The sequence below is a fragment of the Pseudomonas sp. PK-RTE-24 genome, from assembly GCF_054052265.1.
Window position 1 is genome coordinate 2,926,605 of the sequence record NZ_CM133224.1, and the last position, 20,954, is coordinate 2,947,558.

16 protein-coding genes and 1 pseudogene are annotated in these 20,954 nt (G+C 60.5%); 1 reads left to right on the forward strand and 16 read right to left on the reverse strand.

Going from position 1 to position 20,954, the window contains the following annotated elements; all coding sequences use genetic code 11:
* Nucleotides 1-2 precede the first annotated feature (2 nt).
* The 7 genes from gcvH to arcD (ACV8MC_RS13150) form a co-directional block, all read right to left on the reverse strand.
* Entirely contained in the window at nt 3-386 is a 384-nt protein-coding gene (gene gcvH, locus ACV8MC_RS13120) for a glycine cleavage system protein GcvH (RefSeq protein ID WP_016773514.1), read from the reverse strand.
* Nucleotides 387-837: 451 nt separating this feature from the next.
* Nucleotides 838-2,346, reverse strand: coding sequence for a sigma-54-dependent transcriptional regulator (locus tag ACV8MC_RS13125; protein ID WP_457262270.1), 1,509 nt, complete (start codon nt 2,344-2,346; stop codon nt 838-840).
* A gap of 246 nt (nt 2,347-2,592) precedes the next feature.
* A complete protein-coding gene (locus ACV8MC_RS13130; RefSeq protein WP_041479784.1) occupies nt 2,593-2,955 on the reverse strand; it encodes a DUF5064 family protein in 363 nt (120 codons plus the stop codon).
* Between the two features lie 62 nt (nt 2,956-3,017).
* Complete coding sequence (arcC, locus tag ACV8MC_RS13135; protein WP_256808999.1) at nt 3,018-3,947, reverse strand: carbamate kinase; 930 nt, start codon at nt 3,945-3,947, stop codon at nt 3,018-3,020.
* Nucleotides 3,948-4,138: 191 nt separating this feature from the next.
* Nucleotides 4,139-5,149 (reverse strand): ornithine carbamoyltransferase, encoded by a 1,011-nt coding sequence (locus tag ACV8MC_RS13140; protein WP_041479782.1) that lies wholly within the window; start codon nt 5,147-5,149, stop codon nt 4,139-4,141.
* 68 nt (nt 5,150-5,217) lie between these two features.
* Nucleotides 5,218-6,474, reverse strand: a complete 1,257-nt coding sequence (gene arcA / locus ACV8MC_RS13145) for an arginine deiminase (RefSeq protein ID WP_016773516.1) — start codon at nt 6,472-6,474, stop codon at nt 5,218-5,220.
* A 35-nt stretch (nt 6,475-6,509) separates the two neighbouring features.
* Entirely contained in the window at nt 6,510-7,937 is a 1,428-nt protein-coding gene (gene arcD / locus ACV8MC_RS13150) for an arginine-ornithine antiporter (RefSeq protein ID WP_016773517.1), read from the reverse strand.
* A 437-nt stretch (nt 7,938-8,374) separates the two neighbouring features.
* Between arcD (ACV8MC_RS13150) and arcD (ACV8MC_RS13155) the strand changes: the two genes are divergently transcribed.
* Nucleotides 8,375-9,802 (forward strand): arginine-ornithine antiporter, encoded by a 1,428-nt coding sequence (gene arcD, locus ACV8MC_RS13155; protein ID WP_076563934.1) that lies wholly within the window; start codon nt 8,375-8,377, stop codon nt 9,800-9,802.
* A gap of 325 nt (nt 9,803-10,127) precedes the next feature.
* Here arcD (ACV8MC_RS13155) and ACV8MC_RS13160 read toward each other — a convergent pair whose 3' ends face one another.
* The 9 genes and pseudogenes from ACV8MC_RS13160 to gap all read right to left on the reverse strand — a co-directional run bounded on the left by ACV8MC_RS13160 (nt 10,128) and on the right by gap (nt 20,749).
* Nucleotides 10,128-11,477: a CoA transferase gene (locus ACV8MC_RS13160; RefSeq protein ID WP_457262271.1), complete on the reverse strand. Its 1,350-nt coding sequence runs from the start codon at nt 11,475-11,477 to the stop codon at nt 10,128-10,130.
* A 191-nt stretch (nt 11,478-11,668) separates the two neighbouring features.
* Nucleotides 11,669-12,424 carry a methyl-accepting chemotaxis protein gene (locus ACV8MC_RS13165; RefSeq protein ID WP_371699605.1) on the reverse strand — a complete coding sequence of 252 codons (756 nt, stop codon included), beginning with the start codon at nt 12,422-12,424 and terminating at the stop codon, nt 11,669-11,671.
* Between the two features lie 150 nt (nt 12,425-12,574).
* Nucleotides 12,575-13,870 (reverse strand): annotated as a pseudogene (locus ACV8MC_RS13170) (PDC sensor domain-containing protein); the annotation flags it as partial.
* Nucleotides 13,871-13,975: 105 nt separating this feature from the next.
* A complete protein-coding gene (locus ACV8MC_RS13175) occupies nt 13,976-14,386 on the reverse strand; it encodes a YbaN family protein (RefSeq protein ID WP_457262272.1) in 411 nt (136 codons plus the stop codon).
* 152 nt (nt 14,387-14,538) lie between these two features.
* The gene (locus ACV8MC_RS13180; protein ID WP_457262273.1) at nt 14,539-15,135 is read right to left on the reverse strand and encodes a biliverdin-producing heme oxygenase; all 597 of its coding nucleotides are present in this window, start codon (nt 15,133-15,135) and stop codon (nt 14,539-14,541) included.
* Between the two features lie 110 nt (nt 15,136-15,245).
* A complete protein-coding gene (locus ACV8MC_RS13185) occupies nt 15,246-17,831 on the reverse strand; it encodes a TonB-dependent receptor (RefSeq protein ID WP_457262274.1) in 2,586 nt (861 codons plus the stop codon).
* A gap of 122 nt (nt 17,832-17,953) precedes the next feature.
* Nucleotides 17,954-18,919: a FecR family protein gene (locus tag ACV8MC_RS13190; protein WP_457262275.1), complete on the reverse strand. Its 966-nt coding sequence runs from the start codon at nt 18,917-18,919 to the stop codon at nt 17,954-17,956.
* Between the two features lie 101 nt (nt 18,920-19,020).
* Nucleotides 19,021-19,548: an RNA polymerase sigma factor gene (locus ACV8MC_RS13195; RefSeq protein WP_095181483.1), complete on the reverse strand. Its 528-nt coding sequence runs from the start codon at nt 19,546-19,548 to the stop codon at nt 19,021-19,023.
* Between the two features lie 199 nt (nt 19,549-19,747).
* Nucleotides 19,748-20,749 (reverse strand): type I glyceraldehyde-3-phosphate dehydrogenase, encoded by a 1,002-nt coding sequence (gene gap, locus ACV8MC_RS13200; protein WP_016773526.1) that lies wholly within the window; start codon nt 20,747-20,749, stop codon nt 19,748-19,750.
* Between the last annotated feature and the right edge of the window lie 205 nt (nt 20,750-20,954).

A 20,954-nucleotide genomic window follows, 5' to 3' on the forward strand; every position in this document is an offset into this window, starting at 1 on the left:
CCTCAGGCTTCGGCTTGGGCTTTGATCAGACGGTCGTAAGCGTCCTGATCAAGCAGTTTGCCGACAGCGGCGGCGTCGCTTGGCTGGAAGCGGAAGAACCAGCCTTCGCCCAGCGGATCTTCGTTGACCAGCTCAGGAGCGTTCTCCAGCGCCGGGTTGACTTCCAGCACGTCGCCATCGAGCGGCATGTACACGCCGCTGGCGGCTTTCACCGATTCCACGGTGGCGGCTTCAGCGCCTTTTTCGTAAGCCTGCAGCTCAGGCAGTTGCACGAACACCACGTCGCCCAAGGCGTTCTGCGCGAATGCGGTGATGCCGACAGTAACGCTGCCGTCGGCTTCGGTGCGCAGCCATTCGTGATCTTCAGTAAAACGCAACTCGCTCATGGAAACTCCTCAGGGGCCAGACTCGTCTGGTGGACGCGGTGGAAAGCTTGGGGCGGGGAAGCCCTTTATAGATGAGGAGGCAGGTAGCAAGAATGCGGCCAAGGTTGATTTATCTATATAAATCAATGGCTTGGATTTTTTAGGTGGGTGTCGGCAGGTTGCGCCTGTAGCGAAATCGCTACAGCTTGGGGCGAGGAGAAAAGCTTAATCGGATCAAAGCGTTGCGCAGCGCTGGTCACAGGCGGGTGTAGCGATATCGTTCCGCTGTAGCGCTTTCGGTACAGATAGAGGTCGTTTTTGAACGGATTTTGAATCCGCCATAAAACCTTGTGGGAGCGAGCCTGCTCGCGAAGACGGTGTGTCAGGCGCCAGCTATTTCGCTGATAGACCGCTTTCGCGAGCAGGCTCGCTCCCACATGGGGAATTTCCTGCAATAGGGATGCGTGGTGAGTCAGGGTTTATTGGGAATGCCGTATTTGCGCAGGCGATGGGCGATGGCGGTGTGCGAGGTTTGCAAGCGGCTCGCCAGTTGCCGGGTCGAGGGATAGCTGACGTAAAGCTTTTCCAGCAGCGCCCTTTCGAACGATTCGACCGCTTGTTCGAGACTTTCCACCTCAGTGTCGCTCTGGCGCGCGACGGAGGTGCCGGCGATGTCGAGGTCGCCGATATCGACAAGGCTGCTCTCGCAAATCGCTGCCGCGCGGAAAATCACGTTCTGCAGTTGCCGCACGTTGCCCGGCCAGCGATTGCCGAGCAGCGCCGGATAAGTGCCGGGCGCCAGGCGGCAGACCGGGCGCTGGATCTGCGCACAGGCCTGCTGCATGAAGTAGCGAGCCAGCAGCAAAATGTCTTGACCGCGTTCACGCAGCGGCGGCACTTCGACGTTGAGCACATTGAGGCGATAGAACAGGTCTTCGCGGAACAAGCCTTCGCTGACCATTTTTTCCAGATCGCGGTGGGTAGCGCTGAGGATGCGCACATTGACCTTCACTTCACGATCACCGCCCACCCGACGAAAGCTGCCATCGTTGAGAAAGCGCAGCAATTTGGCCTGCAAGTACGGCGACATCTCGCCGATCTCATCGAGAAACACCGTGCCCTGGTTGGCCAGCTCCATCAGCCCTGGCTTACCGCCACGCGCCGCACCGGTGAAGGCGCCGGGGGCATAGCCGAACAGTTCGCTCTCGGCGAGGTTCTCCGGCAGCGCCGCGCAGTTGAGGGCGAGAAACGGAGCGCTGTGCCGTGCACTGATGGCATGGCAAGCGCGGGCGACGAGTTCTTTACCGGTACCGGTTTCGCCTTGAATCAACAACGGTGCATCAAGGGCGGCGACGCGTTGCGCGCGGGCCTTGAGTGTGCGGATCGCCGGAGACTCGCCGAGCAGCGCGTCGAAGCCTTCGGCGTGATCGTGGTGCAGTGCCGAGAGTTGTTCGCCGATGCGGTTCGGTTGATACAGGGTCAGCAGGGCGCCGGCGTCGGTGATCGGCGTGGCGTCGAGCAGCAGGGTCTGGCCGTTGACGGTGATCTCGCGCAGCGGCAGGCGAAAGCCGTTTTCCAGCAGGGTATCGAGCAGGCCGGGCTCATTGAACAGCGCCGAGACGCTTTCACCGGCCGGTTCGCGACCGTACAGGGCAATCAACGCCGGGTTGGCCAGCAGCACCTTGCCGGCGCTGTCGAGGGCCAGCACCGGGTCGGTCATCGCCGCGAGCAGGGCATCTAGCTGCAAGTGCCGGCGCTGGCCGGGGAGGATATCGACCACGGTCACCGCTTCCACGCCGAGCACGCGAAACAGCGCATCTTTCAGTTCTTCGAGCACTTGCGGGCTGAGGGTCGGCGCGTCGATGTAGACGTTCGGCGGGATCATCTCCACCGCATCCAGATTGAGATTGCGCCCACCGAGGATAGCCAGGACTTCCTGGGTGATGCCGACGCGGTCGATGAAGCTGACGTGGATACGCATGGGGGCGGTTCAGTGATCTGTAGTGCGGAGGGGGGCAAGTATGCCTTAAATCAAAAGCCCCCTCACCCCAGCCCTCTCCCGGAGGGAGAGGGAGCCGACCGAGGTGTCTGGGGTTATGCATCGACCTGAAAGTACCGGGCGATTATGGATTCAGTGATGCAGGATCAGGTCGACGCAATGCTGCAGCATCCCCCAATCGGTTCCCTCTCCCTCCGGGAGAGGGCTAGGGTGAGGGGCTTTTGATTTTTATTCGAAATGCTCGAGGTTCACCGGATCCCCCGACTGCATATTCAACTTCTGCCGAATGTCTTCAAACATCAGATCGTAATGCTTGTGCACCGAGCCGATCTGGCTGTGGGTCTTGGGGATGCCGTACTTCTCGGCGATCCGCGTGACATCGCGGGCGAAGTTGTAGGCCTCTTCCTTGGGCAGGAAAAACGCCTCCTTCATGTCCTTGCCCTGCATGCTGCCGTGCAGGGTGAACTGAATCCCCTTGCCTTTCTGCGGATCGGTGAACACTTCATAGTCCAGATGCACGTTGTAATTGACGTCATCGTCGGTCAACGCGTGCCGCTCGATGTGCAGATGACCGGGTTCGAACTGGGCCATTGAGCTACTCCTTTCAAGGCATGGAAGCGGAGCAGGTCTTGAGCCTGCCCCGGCGTTTATTGTTATCGGTAGCTGATCCCCGGCTTCGCCGTGCTGACCCGCGTACCGGCGGTGCCCTGGACGATGGCTTCGATATCGGCCAGCGAACCGATCACCGCGACCTTGCCAGTATGGCGCGCGAATTCGCAGGCTGCCTGCACCTTCGGCCCCATCGAGCCGGCGGCGAAACCAAGGCGTTCGAGTTCGTCAGGGTGGGCTTCGGAGATGGCTTTCTGCGTCGGCTTGCCGTAATCGATGAACGCTGCGTTGACGTCAGTGGCGATCACCAGCAAATCGGCTTCCAATTGCTCGGCAAGCAACGACGAACACAGATCCTTGTCGATCACCGCCTCGATACCCTTAAGGTTACGGTTTTCGTCATACATGGTCGGAATGCCGCCGCCACCAGCGCAAATGACGATGCTGCCCTTGTCCAGCAGCCACTTGATCGGGCGGATTTCGAAGATGCGCTTCGGCCGTGGACTGGCCACCACGCGGCGGAATTTGTCGCCATCCGGGGCAATCGCCCAGCCTTTTTCGGCGGCGAGTTTTTCCGCTTCGGCTTTCTCGTAGACCGGGCCGATCGGCTTGCTCGGCTTCTTGAAAGCCGGGTCGTTGGCGTCGACTTCAACCTGGGTCAGCAGGGTGGCGAACGGCACTTCGAAGTCGAGCAGGTTGCCCAATTCCTGTTCGATGATGTAGCCGATCATGCCTTCGGTTTCGGCACCGAGCACGTCCAGCGGGTATGGGGTGACAGAGGTGTAGGCCGCCGCTTGCAGCGACAGCAGGCCGACTTGCGGGCCATTGCCGTGGGCGATGACCAGTTGGTTGCCGGGATGGATCTTGGCGATTTGCTCGGTGGCGATGCGGATGTTGGCGCGCTGGTTGTCAGCGGTCATCGGCTCACCACGGCGGAGCAGGGCGTTACCGCCCAGGGCTACGACGATACGCATGGTGCAATCCTTCTAAGCAGAGGAATGACAAACGATTCGATCTCCCTGCTGGAACCGATATCCCTGTGGGAGCGAGCCTGCTCGCGAACGCGTCAGATCAGTCGACATCGCTGTTGAATGACCCACCGCTTTCGCGAGCAGGCTCGCTCCCACATTGGGTTTCCGGTTCCTTCAGTGGGAGCGCTGTGGCGTCAGAGATCAGCCAGGGTCGAGACCAGAATCGCCTTGATCGTGTGCATGCGGTTTTCCGCTTGCTCGAAGGCGATGCAGGCCGGCGACTCGAACACGTCGTCGGTCACTTCAATACCGTTTTTCAGGTGCGGATATTGTTCGGCGATCTGTTTGCCGACCTTGGTGTCGCTGTTGTGGAACGCCGGCAGGCAGTGCATGAACTTGGTACGCGGGTTGCCGGTGGCCTTCATCAGCTCGGCGTTGACCTGATACGGCAGCAGTTGCTGAATGCGCTCGGCCCAGGCTTCCACCGGTTCACCCATCGATACCCAGACATCGGTGTGAATGAAGTCCACGCCCTTGACCGCTTCTTTCGGATCTTCGGTGAGGGTGATGCGTGCGCCACTTTCCTCACCGTATTTTTTGCAGCGCGCGACCAGATCGTCCAGCGGCCACAGTGCTTTTGGCGCGCAGATGCGCACGTCCATGCCCAGTTTGGCGCCGATCAGCAGCAGCGAGTTACCCATGTTGTTGCGCGCGTCGCCCAGGTAGGCGTAGCTGATTTCATGGATCGGCTTGTCGGCGTGCTCACGCATGGTCAGCACGTCGGCGATCATCTGGGTCGGGTGATATTCATCGGTCAGGCCGTTGAACACCGGCACGCCGGCGAACTTGGCCAGCTCCTCGACGATTTCCTGTTTGAAGCCACGGTACTCGATGGCGTCGTACATGCGCCCGAGCACGCGGGCGGTGTCCTTCATGCTTTCCTTGTGGCCGATTTGCGACGAGTTCGGGTCGATGTAAGTGACGTTGGCGCCTTGGTCATAGGCCGCCACTTCGAAGGCGCAACGGGTGCGGGTCGAAGTTTTCTCGAAGATCAGGGCGATGTTATTGCCCTTCAGGTGTTGTTGCTCGGTGCCGGTGTATTTCGCGCGTTTCAGATCACGGGACAGGTCGAGCAGGTAACGCAGCTCACGTGGGGTGTGGTGTTCCAGGCTGAGCAGGTTACGGTTGTGAATGTTAAAAGCCATGATGGATCTCCTTGGGTTTCGGTTATCCCCTTGGCCGCGCTCGATAAGTCGCGGCGAAGGCTCAAAGATTAGTAATCGATCGGGTCGCGGATGATCGGGCAGGTCATGCAGTGGCCGCCGCCACGGCCTCGGCCGAGTTCGCCGGCGCTGATGGTGATGACCTCCACGCCAGCCTTGCGCAGCAGAGTGTTGGTGTAGGTGTTGCGGTCGTAGCCGATGACCACGCCTGGTTCCATTGCCACCACGTTGTTGCCGTCGTCCCATTGCTCGCGTTCGGCGGCGAAGCTGTTGCCGCCGGTTTCCACCACGCGCAGTTTCGGCAGGTTCAGCGCCGCAGCGACGGTGTCGAGGAAGCTGCCTTCTTCGCGGCGGATGTCGATGCCACCCTGTTTGCTTTCGTCAGGACGCAGGGTGAAGGCGACGATCTGGTTGACCACTTCCGGGAAGATCGTCACCAGGTCGCGGTCGCAGAAGCTGAACACGGTGTCCAGGTGCATTGCTGCGCGGGACTTCGGCAGGCCGGCGACGATGACTTTTTCCACCGCTTTGTTGTTGAACAGGTTCAGCGCCAGTTGGCCGATGGCCTGCCGCGATGAGCGCTCGCCCATGCCGATCAGCACCACGCCGTTGCCGATCGGCATGACGTCGCCGCCCTCGAGGGTGGAGTTGCCGTGGTCCTTGTCCGGGTCGCCGTACCAGATCTCGAATTCGGCGTTGGTGAATTGCGGATGGAATTTATAGATGGCGGTGGTCAGCAGGGTTTCCTGACGGCGCGCCGGCCAGTACATCGGGTTCAGCGTCACGCCACCGTAGATCCAGCAGGTGGTATCGCGGGTGAACTGGGTGTTGGGCAGCGGCGGCAGGATGAAGCTGGAGTGGCCGAGGAAGTCGCGGAACATCTGGATGGTCTTGCCACCGAAGCTGTCCGGCAGATCATCGGCCGACACGCCGCCAATCAGGAATTCGGCGATGTGCCGTGGCTCGAGGCTTTTCAGCCAGGATTTCACTTCGCTGATCAGGCCCAGGCCCACCGAGTCGGCAGTGACTTTGCGCTCAAGAATCCAGTCCAGCGCTTCGGGGATGGCAACGATGTCGGTCAGCAGGTTGTGCATTTCCACCACGTCGATGCCGCGCTCGCGCATCTTGGTGACGAAGTCGAAGTGATCGCGCTTGGCCTGCGCCACCCACAGCACGTCATCGAACAGCAGTTCATCGCAGTTGTTCGGGGTCAGCCGCTGATGGGCCAGACCTGGGGAGCAAACCATGACTTTACGCAGTTTCCCGGCTTCGGAGTGGACGCCGTACTTCACTTTTTCCGTGGTCATTTCTGTGTTCCTCCAGATGACAATTCAATCAGGGGTTACAGCGTCAGGAAGCCATCGTAGAGACCGTAGGCCGCCACCACGGCACCCACGACCACTGCGGCGAAAATCAGCTTCTCGACGTTGGTGAAAACCGGTTGTTTGAGTTCCAGCTTGGCCTTGGCGAACAGGATCGCGCCGGGCGCGTAGAGCAGGGCCGACAGCAGCAGGTACTTGACCCCGCCGGCGTACAACAACCACACCGCATAGATCAGGGCGATACCGCCGATGATCAGATCCTTGCGCCGCTCGGCGGCAAAGCCTTCGTAGCTCTCGCCGCGCACCGCCAGCAGCAGGGCATAGGCCGCCGACCACAGGTAGGGCACCAGAATCATCGAGGTGGCGAGGTAGATCAGCGACAGGTAAGTGCTGGCCGAGAACAGGGTGATGATCAGGAACACCTGCACCATCGCGTTGGTCAGCCACAGGGCGTTGACCGGCACATGGTTGGCGTTTTCCTTGCGCAGAAACTCCGGCATGGTGTGGTCTTTGGCGGCGGCGAACATGATCTCCGCACACAGCAGCACCCACGACAGCAGCGCACCGAGCAGCGAGATGATCAAGCCGACGCTGATCAGCACCGCCCCCCAGTGACCGACCACATGCTCAAGCACGGCGGCCATCGACGGGTTCTGCAGTTTCGCCAGTTCCGGCTGGGTCATGATGCCCAGCGACAGCACGTTCACCAGCACCAGAAACAGCAGCACGGTGATGAAGCCGATCACGGTGGCCTTGCCGACATCCGAGCGTTTCTCGGCGCGGGCGGAGAAGATGCTCGCGCCTTCGATACCGATGAACACCCAGACGGTGACCAGCATCATGTTGCGCACCTGGTTCATCACACTGCCCAGATCGGGGTTTTTCACGCCCCAGATGTCGGCGGTGAAGATGTCCAGTCTGAACGCGAAGACTGCGATCAACACGAACAGCAGCAGCGGCACGACCTTGGCGACGGTGGTCACCAGGTTGATGAACGCCGCTTCCTTGATCCCGCGCAACACCAGAAAATGCACGCCCCACAGCAGCAAGGACGCGCCGATCACCGCCGCCGGGGTATTGCCTTCGCCGAAGATCGGAAAGAAATAGCCGAGGGTGCTGAACAGCAGAACGAAGTAACCGACGTTGCCCAGCCAGGCGCTGATCCAGTAGCCCCAGGCCGATGAGAAACCCATGTAGTCGCCGAATCCGGCCTTGGCGTAGGCGTAGACCCCGCCGTCCAGGTCAGGCTTGCGATTGGCGAGGGTTTGAAAAACAAATGCGAGGGTGAGCATGCCGACGGCGGTGATGGCCCAGCCGATCAGCACTGCACCGACGTCGGCGCTGGCGGCCATGTTTTGTGGCAACGAAAATATCCCGCCACCGATCATTGAACCGACTACCAGTGCAACCAGTGCACCGAGTCTTAGTTTTCCGGGCGCTTCAGACATTTGCATGACTCCATTGCAGGAAAGGAGAGCTCACAGCCTAGTACCGTTGTCTGTTCGAATAGCTGACTTGGATCAGTGCATGGCCACATTCCATTGTTAATGAATGACTTATCCACCCGTTGCGGGCATAGCACTGTGCTCTGGAAGGCCCGTCCCAGAGCCGTTTCGCTTACGCAATTGGGAATAGCAATTAATGCTTTCGAACTATGACGCTAGTTGCTTTTCCGCGTTTGGCAAATGTCCGTCATCTGTTTTCAGTACAGAATTGAATAATCAAGATTGGCGCACAAAACTGACTTAACGTGCTAAGCGTTATCGTGGTCGGCTATATATAACGGTGCGAAATTGGCCATTACCTGATAAACGTCATCTACCCTTAGGCTTTTAGTCGGCAGTTGTTACAAATAAACAACAACGGCTCTTTCAAGGAGATCTGCATGTCGCAACCGACGCAAAAGCTGCGCCTTGGTGCGTTGATCGCGCTGGTGGTGGGGTCGATGATCGGCGGGGGGATTTTCTCGTTGCCGCAAAACATGGCGGCGCGCGCCGATGCCGGGGCGATCCTGATCGGCTGGGGCATCACCGCAATCGGCATGCTGACGCTGGCCTTCGTCTTTCAGACCCTGGCCAATCGCAAGCCGGAGCTGGACTCGGGCGTCTACGCCTACGCCAAGGCCGGGTTCGGCGATTACATGGGTTTTTCGTCGGCGTGGGGTTACTGGATCAGCGCCTGGCTGGGCAACGTCGGCTATTTTGTGTTGCTGTTCAGCACCCTCGGTTATTTCTTTCCGGTATTCGGCCAGGGCAACACGCCGATCGCCATCGGCTGCGCTTCGGTGCTGTTGTGGGCGGTGCATTTTCTGGTGATGCGCGGGATCAAGGAGGCGGCGCTGATCAACCAGTTGACCACCGTGGCCAAGGTCGTGCCGCTGATCATGTTCATCGTCATCGCTGCCGTGGCATTCAAGGCTGACATCTTCACCCGCGACATCTGGGGCCGCAGCAACCCGAACTTCGGCGGGGTGATGGATCAGGTGCGCAACATGATGCTGGTCACCGTGTTCGTGTTCATCGGCATCGAAGGCGCCAGCGTCTATTCGGCTCGCGCAGAAAAACGCAGCGACGTCGGCCGCGCCACGGTGATCGGTTTTCTCGGCGTGCTGGCGCTGCTGGTGCTGGTCAACGTGCTGTCGCTGGGCATCATGAGTCAACCGGAACTGGCCAATCTGCAAAACCCATCACTGGCAGCGGTGCTCGAGCACATCGTCGGGCCGTGGGGTGCGTTGCTGATCAGCATCGGACTGGCGATTTCGCTGTTGGGCGCGTTGTTGTCATGGGCCTTGCTGTGCGCGGAAATCCTCTTCGCCACGGCCAAAGACAAAACCATGCCGGCGTTCCTGAAGAAGGAAAACAAGAACCACGTGCCGGTCAACGCGCTGTGGCTGACCAATGTGATGATCCAGATTTTCCTGCTGATCACACTGTTCTCGGCGGGTACTTACACCAGTCTGATCTATCTGGCGTCGTCGATGATTCTGGTGCCGTATTTGTGGTCGGCGGCCTATGCGGTGCTGCTCAGCGGGCGCGGCGAAACCTACGAACACGCCTCGGCGGAACGTACAAAGGATCTGCTGATCGGCGGCATCGCCCTGGTTTACGCGGTGTGGCTGTTGTATGCCGGGGGAGTGAAATATCTGCTGCTGTCGGCGCTGCTGTATGCGCCGGGGGTGATCCTGTTTGCCAAGGCCAAGCGTGAACAGGGGCAACCGGTTTTCACTACGGTGGAAAAGGGGATTTTTGCTTGCGTGGTGATCGGGGCGGGGCTGGCGGCGTATGGGTTGTATAGCGGGGTGTTGTCGTTGTGATCTGAAAAGCAGCCCCTCACCCTAGCCCTCTCCCAGAGGGAGAGGGGACCGACCGAGGTGTCTGGCGCTATACGTCGACCTGAGCGATCGAGTTGATTATGGATTCGACGAAAATCTTGCACGTCGGCGTAACTGTCCAATATCCCCCAATCAGTCCCCTCTCCCTCTGGGAGAGGGGACCGACCGAGGTGTCTGGCGCTATACATCGACCTGAGCGATCGAGTTGATTATGGATTCGACGAAAATCTTTCACGTCGGCGTAACTCTCCAATATCCCCCAATCAGTCCCCTCTCCCTCTGGGAGAGGGCTAGGGTGAGGGGCTTCTCATGGCCAACACGGAGGATGCGAGCCCAACTCCGTCGCCGGCCAATTCCACCGCATCGCCGTCCCGCTGATCTGCAGCGGCACGCGCAACCTCCGCGCCGGTCCCCACGCGGTGTGTTCAATCGCCGGATCCTGATCCAGTGCGTCTTCAGCCCGCAGTGGGTCAAGCATCCCCGGCCCATGCTCAAGCAACAGCTTCGCCGTCCGTGCCAGCGACAACCGCGCCGAACCCCCGCGACCGCTGGCCAGTCGTTCAGTCAGCAGCCTTATTGCACTCGCCGCCATCAGATACCCGGTCGCATGATCCAGTGCCTGCACCGGCAGTGGCGTCGGTTTATCGCTGTGCTTCCAGCGCTGTCCGGCCTCGGCGATGCCGCTGCTCATCTGCACCAGGCTGTCGAAGCCCCGGCGGTTCTGCCAGGGGCCGCTCCAGCCGTAGGCATTGAGGCAGACGTCGATCAGCCCCGGTGCCAGTTGCCTTCGGCGTTCAATACCAAACCCCAGATGTTCCAGCGCATCGGCGCGATAGCCGTGGAGCAAGATGTCGGCGTCTTGCAATAAACCTTCGAACACTGCGCGATCCGCTGGCACTTGCAGATCCAGCCGCGCACAGCGCTTGCCGACAGTCATTTCCGGAACGACGCCGGGTTCGTTCCAGCTCGGTGGATCGATGCGCAGCACGTTTGCGCCGAGCCCGGCGAGAAAGCGGCTGGCGCTGGGACCGGCGAGGACGCGGGTCAGGTCGAGCACCTTGATCCCGGCCAGAGGTCGTGCGAGCGAGCCTTGCCATGGGCTGCGGTTCTCGTCCGTCTGCTCGATGAATTGCACCAGCGCTTCGGCATTCACCGCCAGCCCCTGCGGATGCTGCTGCCACTGCGCCCAACTGCGCATCTCGGCGGCGCAGCCGTTGGCGTCGACCACTGCTTGTTCCAGATCCGCACTGTCCCATTGCGCGACTTTCGCCGCCATTGCGGCGCGGTCGGCGCAGGCACCGAGCACGCGTTCAGCGGCGGCGCGGTGATGCGGAGCGTTGGTGTGCAGACGGATCCAGCCGTCCCGGGTCGCATAGTCGCCGGCGATCGCGTCCCATAACGGCGGCACCTGCCAGCCGATCGGGCGAAGCGAGGTGGAGAACCAGAACGAGGCCAGGCGCCGGTCGACTGCAACCGCAGGCAAGTGCCCGGTTTGCTGGTGAAGCAATTCGCTGAGCGCTTGGCCGGCAGCGGCGATGCTGGCGCAGGCCAGTTCAGTGACGGCGAACGCCGAGGGCAGCGCGCCGTCACCGGTGAAGGGTATTGGCGTGTGAGGCAAATCGAGTGCGGTTTGGATGGACGTGAGCAGATCAGTCATCGAAGGCCCTCCGGAACGAGAGGGCGATGATAGTGCAAAAGAATCGCGGTTTAGATGAAACCAGGATGTGAACCCGTTTCCCCAGTGGGAGCGAGCCTGCTCGCGAAGGCGTCGTGTCAGTCAACACGGATGTTGGATATGACGACCGCTTCGCGAGCAGGCTCGCTCCCACAGGGATTTATGCTGGGCCGTTACACGCGGAACTGATCCATCAATTTCATCTGCTGGCTCGCCAGGCTGTTGAGCTGGCTGCTGATCGCTGCCGATTCGGTGGCCTGCTCGGTCAGGGTTTCGGTCACGGTGCGAATCGCCGAGACGTTGCGGTTGACCTCTTCGGCCACGGCGCTTTGCTCTTCGGCGGCACTGGCGATCTGCAGGTTCATGTCGCTGATCACCGTCACCGCGTCGCTGATCTTGCCCAGCGCATCAACGGCCTGACGAATCTGCCCGGCGTTGTTGTGCGCCTGGGTCTGGCTCGAGTGCATGGTGGCGACCACGCCACGGGTACCGGTCTGGATGCGCTCAATGACGATGCGGATTTCTTCCACCGAATCCTGCGTGCGTTTGGCCAGGTTGCGCACCTCGTCGGCGACCACGGCAAAACCGCGACCGCTTTCGCCGGCGCGGGCGGCTTCGATGGCAGCGTTGAGGGCCAGCAGGTTGGTCTGTTCGGCGATGCTGCGAATCACTTCCAGCACCGAGCCGATCTGCTCGCTGTTCACTGCCAGCGCTTCGACCTCGGTAACTGCTTTGCTCACCTCATCGGCCAGTTGATTGATGTCGCGGGTGCTGCGCTCGATGATCGCCATACCGTCCTTCGCCGACTGATCGGCACCCTTGGCCGCATTGGCCGCGTTCGAGGCACTGTTGGCGACGTCGTGGGCGGTGGCGCTCATTTCGTTGGACGCGGTGGCGACCTGATCGATTTCGCGGAACTGCACCTGCATGCCTTCGCTGGTCTGGCGGGCAATTTCCGACGACTGATCGGCCGTGCCACGTGCTTCGGTGATGCTCTGTTTGATCTGCGCGATGGTCGGCTGAAGCTTGTCGAGGAAGCGGTTGAACCAGTTCACCAGTTCGCCCAGTTCGTCTTTCTTGCTGTAGTTCAGGCGCTGGGTCAGATCGCCTTCGCCGCTGGCAATGTTCTTCAGCATGTCGGCGACGCTGTTGATCGGACGGGTGACGCCGGAGGCGGTGAGCCAGATCAGCAGGAGGCCGACCAGACCGGCCACGCCCGCCACCAGCAGGGCAGTGATGACGCCGGTTTGTTGCGCGTCATCCAGCACCGCTTGCAGTTTCACCGAGTCGGCCAGCAGCACGTGCTCGGGCAGGTCGATGACCACGCCCCAGGCCCGCGAATTGCCGATCGGGTCGACCGGGTAAACCGCGCGAATCAGCTCGCCCTGTTGGAGAATTTTTGCCGTGCCGCTGCCGACCAGTTGCAATACATCCTTGCCGTCAGCGCCGAGGGTGTCGCTGATTTTTTTGCCCACTCGCGTCGCGTCGGCACTGTCGGCCGCCAGTACGCCGCTGCCGGAGACGATCAGCATGTGCCCGGCGTTGTTGAACAGGCTGCGCTGCGAGTCGACGGCGGCGGCTTGCAGGGCGTCGAGCGCAATGTCGACACCAACCACGCCGATCGCTTTGCCATCCACCAGCAGCGGCACGGAAATGGTCGTCATGAGCATTTCCTTGCCACCGACCGTGTCGGCATACGGGTCAAGCAGGCAGGTGCGTTTGTTGTCGCGAGGGCAGGTGTACCAACTGTTGTACGGCGTGCCGCTGACGCTGAGGGTGGTCTTGGTCAAGTCGTCCTCGACCATGATCGTATTCAGCGCGGCGCCGGCGGCACGGCTCCAGTACGAGGCGAAGCGCCCGGCTTCGTTGGACTGCCGCGCGGCATCGTTGGCGAATTCGCTGTCCTTGCCGTCGAGGCCGTTGGGTTCGAAGGCCAGCCAGATACCGAGGACTTTATCGTTGCGCTCGAAAGCGGTTTTCAGGCTCTGGTTCAACTCTTCACGAACAGCGCCGGCTTCGAGCGAACGCTTGGCCGCCATCGTCCGCAGATCCTTGATCTGGTCGGCGAGGGCGGTGACCACCAGCAGGCTTTCACCAAAGGTTTTCTGCACCCGCACCGCTTGTTCGGCGGCCTTGGCCTGCAGCAGGTTCTGCACGCTGGCGGTGAGCAACTGGTTGCTGGATTGACTGACCAGCGCGTCGTTCTGGTTGGTCTGGTAGATGTTCATGCTGACAATCAGCACCACCACTCCGAGCAGGCACAGGCCGGAGAGCAGGACGATTTTCAGGCGAATGGAAAGAGAGTCGAACATGGGGCGATCTCGCGAATGGAATAAACAGGTGGCTGGGCCGGGAGCCCGGTTTGCCAAATCCATTCAGCGCCATTCAATCCTCATCGGCGTTAAGCGAAACGGCATGAGGCGCTTGCCGACGGACGGTCGCTGCTAAACGTTTGCGCAGGGGAAAGTGCTGAAAAGGCTTTAATTACAGGGATGTTTCACTACCGCGATGGGCGTTTCCGGGCGCGACCAGATCCACAGGTTGCCCGTGGCCATGCCGGCAATCGCCAGATAGATCGGCCAGCCGTGGTCGAGCATCACCAGCATCAACGTCGCACACAGCAGCATGCTGACGGTGGCACTGAGCTTGGCCTTGCGCGCGATGATCCTGCCGTTGCGCCAGTTACTGAGGATCGGCCCGAACAGGCGATGATTTTCCAGCCACGCACTCAGGCGCGGCGAACTGCGGGTCGCGGCCCACGCGGCTAAAAGGATGAACTCGGTGGTCGGCAGACCGGGCACGACGATGGCGACAAGGCCAATGCCGAGGCTGACATAGGCCAGCAGGCCGAACAGCAGACGGGCGAGTTTTGATGGGGCGGGTGCGGGCATGGGCTCGAGGTGGTTTCTGGAGCGGAACGGGGATCTTACAGGCTTACGCAGCCTCCTGTAGGAGCTGCCGAAGGCTGCGATCTTTTGATCTTTAAAGCAACATCAAAAGATCGCAGCCTTCGGCAGCTCCTACACAGGGATATTCGTGGCGCTCAGGCCGGTTCGGCTTCTGTCGCATAAGCCCGTTCCAGCAGCACGGTAAAGCGGTTGAATGCATCCAGCGCACCTTGCTCCACTTCAGCCTCTTCCTCAGCGGTGAACGGCAACGCATCGAGGGTGCGTACGAAGCTTTTCCAGCCCTCGGCGCGGCCACCTTGCGGTTCAGCCAAATGCCGGGCACCAAAGGTTTCGCTCAGTTCCAGTGCCACCGCACGCTTGATCAAAAACGCCGCGCCGAGCTTGGAACCCTCGGAAACAAAGATCCAGCCCAGCGCCCGCGCCTTGCTCGGGTTTTTCAGCGCGCCGGCCACCGGCGCCGGGACTTCGGTGTCGAGGTCGGCAAGGTCAGCCTTGGCCGCTTCGGCGCGGCAACGGGCCGGTAGATCCGGGACGATCGCGGTCAGTTCGGCATCGTTGTACAGCTCGACCAGTTCCGCCTGGAACAGGTACTGCGCGACGACGAAACGGGCGAAGCTGGCGCGGGTTTCGAATAGTGCGTGGGCTTTGACCAGCGCATCGAGTTTGCTGTGCGGCTCGTGGGTTATCTGGTTCAGGCGTTGCGAACGCAGGGCTTTTTCCGGGGTAGTCATGGGGTGTCCTTGATAGATGAGGCGCTTGATAACAAGACGTACGGGCGGGCGCCGGACAGTAAAAAAAACCTCACTGCGCGGCGAGAACACGCGCAGTGAGGCCGGCCGGATCAGATGTCCCAGATCAGGTTGATCGCGAAGTTGCGTCCCGGCTGGGTCAGCCGATCGAGGTTGGCCGGTTGCGTCACCGAGGCTTCGCCGACGCTGTCGTAACCGCGCACGTCATCCCATAGCCAGTATTTCTTGTCGGTCAGGTTGTAGACGCCGCCGCTGACGGTGACGTCGTCGGTCACCTTGTAATAGCCGGCCAGATCGAGAATGCCGAAGCCTGGGGTCTTGAACTGACTGCTGACGCCGTCCGGCGACTTGAAGTTGTTGTCGTCGACGCGGTCCTTTTTCTTCACCACGGTCCAGCTCAGCAAACCGCCATAGTTGTCCTGGTCGTAACCGAGACCGAACACGCCGGTGAGCGGATTGACGCTGTTGATCGGCTCGCCGCTGTCGTTGTTGCGACCGTAGGCGTAGGCGATCGAGCCTTGGGTATACAGGCCTTGCGGCGCGCCGAACGCATCCAGGTTCAAGCGACCTTTGACTTCCGCACCCTTGATGGTGGCGCGCTTGATGTTGTTGCTCTGGAAGGTCAACTGATCGTCGCCCGGCTTGACCGCGTCCTCGTTGATGAAGTCGCGGTACTTGTTATAGAACACCGCGACGTCGAACGAACCCTGCTCGAAATTCCCGCGCAGGCCGGTTTCGAAGCCTTTGCTCTTTTCCGGCTCGAGGTCGGAGTTGGGCGCTACGGTGTAGCCGGTCGTATTGTTCTCGAAACGCCCGTACAGCGATTTTGCCGTGGGCGTGCGGAAGCCTTCGGCGTACTGGCCGTACCAGGTGTAGTTGTCCGTCAGTGCATAGGTCAGGCCGAATTTCGGCGACACCTTGTGCCAGGTCTTGTTCTTGTCGCTGACCGTGCCCTGGCCGTCGGCGTTCACGGTGTTGAGGAACTCTTCAGTGATGTGCGGCTTGAGCTGGGTGTAGTCGTAGCGCAGGCCCGGCAGGAAGGTCCAGTCGTTCCAGCTGATCTGATCCTGAGCAAACAGGCTGTAGGTGTTGATGGTCGGATCGGGGAAATCAGTGGCCTTGGCCAGCACATCTGCCGGACTCGTCGCGCCAATCGCCGTGCAGCCGCGACCGACGGCCACACACGTGCCGTCGCCGCTGCGCGAGCCGGTGACTTTCTGCTGTTTGATCGTGGTGCCGTAAGTCAGCAGGTGATCGGTGTCACCGATGGCGAAAGCCTTGTCCAGTTGCGCGTCGAACACCCACTGTTTTTCTTCGTAGAGCGTGTCGCGGGTACGCTGCACTTTACGGGTGATCGGGTAGTACAACTCTTCGGTGCTCTGGTCGGTCTTGGCGATCTGGTGATTGAGGCTCCACTTGACGTTATCGACCAGCAGGCTGCCGAGGGCGAACGCGTGTTCGATGCCGAAACGCTCGCGGGTGATGGTGTCGTTACCGGTGCGCCACTGGTACATGCCGCCGGGCAGGACGCTGCTCGGAATGGTCGGCGCGCCATTGAAGTACGGGCCGCCGTAGGCACTTTTCTGGTCGGTGTCGCGATCGTCCTTGTACTTTTCGTAGGTCAGGCCCAGACGCGAATCGTCGTTGTAATTCCAGCCGAGCTTGGCCAGAACGTTGGTTGCGCGCACGTCTTCCGGGTTGGCGGCGGTGCGTTCCAGACCGGTGCCGTTGTGGCTGCCAAAGGATTCGGTTTCATGACCGTCGCGTTGGCTGTAATGCAGCAGACCGTCGAACTCACCACTGCGGCCAGCGACGGTGGCGGATTTCAGCCAGCTGTCGTCGGCGGAGCTGTAACCGCTTTTCAGACGCGCGCCGACGTCCTTGCCCGGTTTGATGATGTCGTCGGCGTCCAGCGTGTAGTAACTGACCGCGCCGCCGATGGCGTTGCTGCCGTACAGCACCGAGGCCGGGCCGCGCAGAATTTCCACACGCTTGACGATTTCCGGGTCGACGTAGTTGCGCTGGCTTTTGGCGTAGGGGCCGTTGAAGAAGCCGTTGGGGATTTCCACGCCATCGACTTGAGTCAGGATGCGGTCGCCGTCGATACCGCGAATGTTGTAGCCGCTGATGCCGCCGCGCTGGCCGGCACCGCCAACGGAAACGCCCGGTTCGTAGCGCACCAGATCCTTGATGGTGTTGACGTTGTTGCGGTCAAGCGCTTGGCGCTCCTGCACGCTGACGGTCGAGGGCACGCTGTTGACCGACTGTTCCTGGCGAGTGGCGCTGATGGTCACCTGATCGAGATTGAGCGTGCCGCTGCTGTTGCGTTTTTCCAGCACGACATTGTTGTTGCTCAGTTTGCGAAAGCTCAGGTTGGTCCCCACCAACAGGCGTTCGAGGGCTTTCTCCGGCGGCAGCGAACCGCGCACGCCCGGCGACGAGACGTTCTGCCCCAACTCGGCCGGCAAGCCGACCTGCCAACCGGTCACGGCGGTAAAGGCATTCAGTGCCGAAACCAGCGGTTGCTGGCCGATGGCGAAGGCGTAATCGCCCATGTTGCGTGTCGGTTGCTCGGCGGCGGCGAGCAGCGGTGCGGTGCCAGCCATGAGGATGGCCGCAGTCAGCAGCGACAGCACGCGGGAAGGGGAGGAAGTCTGGCGGGTAAGGCGTGAGGACATCGATAGCGCTCCGTGTCGCACGAATCTTTATAGGTGCTGATCGGCATGGTTAGATGCGAATCAATTGCATTGGCTATAACGAGACGTACTGTCGCTGGCTATCGAGTAAAAATAATTCTCATTTAGTTCAGGATCACCAGTGCCGGGAATTCCTGCAGGCGCGCCGAGGTGATGTGAGCGAGGGAGCGGACCACGTCGAGCGGCTGGTCGAGACGGTAATTGCCGGTGACGGCGACGTCGGCCAGGTGCTCGTTGTTGTTGATGATCCAGCCCGGGTAGTAGCGGCGCAGCTCGGCCAGCACCTGATTCAGCGGGCAGTTCTCGAACACCAGACGGCCTTCAACCCAGGCCAGATCGGCATTGGCGTCGAGCTTGGCCGGGCGATCAAAACCGTTGGGGCCGATGCGAATGCTTTCCCCGGCACGCAGGCGCACCCGGGCATCGTTGTGGGTGGCGCGCAGATCGACATCGCCACGTTGCACATTCACTTGCGCGACCCCGTCGAGGTAGCGCACGGCGAATGCGGTGTCGTGGACGCTGGCCGTTACCGGACCTGCGTCGATCTCCAGCGGCTGATTGCGCCCGCTGGCGATCTCGAAAAACGCCTCGCCCTGAAACAAACGGGCCACACGCTGCTGGTCATTGATGGTGCTGGAAAATGCCGAATTGGTGTTGAGCAAAACCTTCGAGCCGTCTTCCAGTTGCAAGCGCTGACGCTCGCCGACCACGGTCAGGTGATCCGCTTGAATGCGCATCGGCAAGTTACTGAAACTGAACAGCCCAAGGATCAGCACCGCAGCGGTGGCCAGCGGTTTCCAGTGCGGGCGCAAGCGTTTGAGGAAGGTGATTTTTACCGGTTTTGTCGCCAGAGCCTCGGCGCACAGTGCGACTTGCGGGCCGTCCCAGATGGCCTGGGCCTTGGCGAACGCCTCGGCATTCAACGAATCAGCCGCCAGCCAGGCATGAAATTGCCGGGTCTGTTCCTCATCCGGGCTGCCGAGCACGATGAGCCAGTCCAGCGCCTGGTCCATTGCAGCTGCAGCGTCCCGCGCCGAATCGGGCGAAGGCGAGCGGTGGGTGTCCGTCACGGTGGTTCCTCAGGGCTTCTGGCGAAGCAGTTTCTAGCTTCAAGCTGCAAGCTGCAAGCCGGATGCGTTACCGCTTTTTGTTTTTACTTGTAGCTTGCAGCTCAAAGCTTGCCGCTGCCGTTATGTCGTTCGGCAACACCGATGCAGATCGACATGATCAGTTTCAGTTCTTTCTGCACGGTGCTCAGCGAAACATTAAGTTCATCAGCGATTTCCTGATAACTGTGCCCGTGCAGGCGGCTGAGGATGAAGATCTGTTGCTGGCGCGGGCTAAGTTGGCTGAGGCTCACGTTCAAACGCTCCAGCAGTTGTTCGGCGTGGGCGGCGTCTTCAGCGCTGCTGGCGGGCGCGGCGATGCTCTGCACGACATCTTGCGGCACGTCGTCGACCATGGTCCGCGCATGAATCTTGCGCGCACGCAAATGATCCAGCGCCAGATTGCGCGCGGTCTGGAAGACAAAGGGTTCAAGGTGATCGATGGCCCGTTCGCTCAACGCCCGGGTCACGCGCAGGTAGGTCTCCTGCAACAGGTCTTCAGCGGTGCTGTGATTGTTGACCATCCGTTCCAGCGTGCGCAGCAGGGAAGTGCGCTGGGCGAGGAAGACGTGGTTGAAGCGCGATTGACTCACGGGAGGACCTGATCCATTTCGAGCGAATGATAATGCTTATCATCCAGCTAAATGGTCAAGTGCTGATTTCGAATTGAAATCGGATCTCCTGTGGGAGCGAGCCTGCTCGCGAAGGCGTCGTGTCAGTCAATTCCATATCGACTGACAGACAGCTTTCGCGAGCAGGCTCGCTCCCACAGGGATTGGGGACCGGCCGGGATTATTCGGCGTTACACAACGCCAGGCAGTTATCCAGCATGCGGTTGGAGAAGCCCCATTCGTTGTCGTACCAGGCCAGCACTTTCAGCAACTTGCCGCTGACCTTGGTGTGGTTGGCGTCGAAGATCGACGACAGCGGGTTGTGGTTGAAGTCGCTGGAAACCAGCGGCAAGGTGTTGTAACCGAGAATCTTCGAATGCTGGCTCGCCGCTTTCAGCAGGGCGTTGACTTCGTCGGCACTGGCTTCTTTCTTAAGTTGCACGGTGAGGTCGACCAGCGACACGTTGATCACCGGTACGCGCACGGCCATGCCGGTCAGTTTGCCCGCCAGTTCCGGCAGCACCAGGCCTACCGCTTCGGCTGCGCCGGTCTTGCTCGGGATCATGTTCTGCGTGGCCGAGCGGGCACGGTACGGGTCGCTGTGATAGACGTCGGTGAGGTTCTGGTCGTTGGTGTAGGCGTGGATGGTGGTCATCAGGCCGCTTTCGATCCCCAGCTCGCGATGCAGCACCTGCGCCACTGGCGCGAGGCAGTTGGTGGTGCACGAAGCGTTGGAAATGATCTGGTGCGACTGACGCAGAATGTCGTGGTTGACGCCGTAAACCACAGTGGCGTCGGCGCCTTTGGCCGGGGCAGAAATGATCACCTTGCGGGCGCCGGCGCTGATATGCGCGGCGGCTTTGGCACGGTCGGTGAACAGACCGGTGCATTCGAACACCACGTCGATTTTTTCTGCGGCCCAGGGCAGGTCGGCCGGGTTGCGAATGGCGCTGACCGCGATGCGGTCGCCATTGACCGTCAGGCTTTCGTTATCGTGCGCCACTTCGGCGTCGAAAGTGCCGTGGACGGTGTCGTATTTGAGCAGATGGGCATTGATCGAACTGTCACCCAGATCGTTGATCGCGACGATCTGCAGGTCTTGACGATAGCCTTGGGTATACAGTGCGCGCAGGACATTACGGCCGATGCGGCCAAAACCATTGATTGCGATTCGAAGAGTCATGGAACAGCGCCGCCGTCGTTTTGTTGTTGGAATTACAAGATTATTCGCATAAAAATAGAAAACAAGCCTTTTTAGTGGCAATATTTTGTTTTATCTACAACGAGTGACCTGAATCAACTGGTCCGAATGGTCAAAAAAGCCGTCTGTCATTCCAACAACAACGGCGTTTGATCAGCATAGACAATCAGGTCGCCACATCCGTTAG

Excerpts from the sequence above, each read along its gene's own strand:
- gcvH (WP_016773514.1), bottom strand. The coding sequence starts at position 386 with ATGAGCGAGTTGCGTTTTACTGAAGATCACGAATGGCTGCGCACCGAA.
- ACV8MC_RS13125 (WP_457262270.1), bottom strand. The coding sequence starts at position 2,346 with ATGCGTATCCACGTCAGCTTCATCGACCGCGTCGGCATCACCCAGGAA.
- ACV8MC_RS13130 (WP_041479784.1), bottom strand. The coding sequence starts at position 2,955 with ATGGCCCAGTTCGAACCCGGTCATCTGCACATCGAGCGGCACGCGTTG.
- arcC (WP_256808999.1), bottom strand. The coding sequence starts at position 3,947 with ATGCGTATCGTCGTAGCCCTGGGCGGTAACGCCCTGCTCCGCCGTGGT.
- ACV8MC_RS13140 (WP_041479782.1), bottom strand. The coding sequence starts at position 5,149 with ATGGCTTTTAACATTCACAACCGTAACCTGCTCAGCCTGGAACACCAC.
- arcA (WP_016773516.1), bottom strand. The coding sequence starts at position 6,474 with ATGACCACGGAAAAAGTGAAGTACGGCGTCCACTCCGAAGCCGGGAAA.
- arcD (WP_016773517.1), bottom strand. The coding sequence starts at position 7,937 with ATGTCTGAAGCGCCCGGAAAACTAAGACTCGGTGCACTGGTTGCACTG.
- arcD (WP_076563934.1), top strand. The coding sequence starts at position 8,375 with ATGTCGCAACCGACGCAAAAGCTGCGCCTTGGTGCGTTGATCGCGCTG.
- ACV8MC_RS13160 (WP_457262271.1), bottom strand. The coding sequence starts at position 11,477 with ATGACTGATCTGCTCACGTCCATCCAAACCGCACTCGATTTGCCTCAC.
- ACV8MC_RS13165 (WP_371699605.1), bottom strand. The coding sequence starts at position 12,424 with ATGCAGGTGCAGTTCCGCGAAATCGATCAGGTCGCCACCGCGTCCAAC.
- ACV8MC_RS13175 (WP_457262272.1), bottom strand. The coding sequence starts at position 14,386 with ATGCCCGCACCCGCCCCATCAAAACTCGCCCGTCTGCTGTTCGGCCTG.
- ACV8MC_RS13180 (WP_457262273.1), bottom strand. The coding sequence starts at position 15,135 with ATGACTACCCCGGAAAAAGCCCTGCGTTCGCAACGCCTGAACCAGATA.
- ACV8MC_RS13185 (WP_457262274.1), bottom strand. The coding sequence starts at position 17,831 with ATGTCCTCACGCCTTACCCGCCAGACTTCCTCCCCTTCCCGCGTGCTG.
- gap (WP_016773526.1), bottom strand. The coding sequence starts at position 20,749 with ATGACTCTTCGAATCGCAATCAATGGTTTTGGCCGCATCGGCCGTAAT.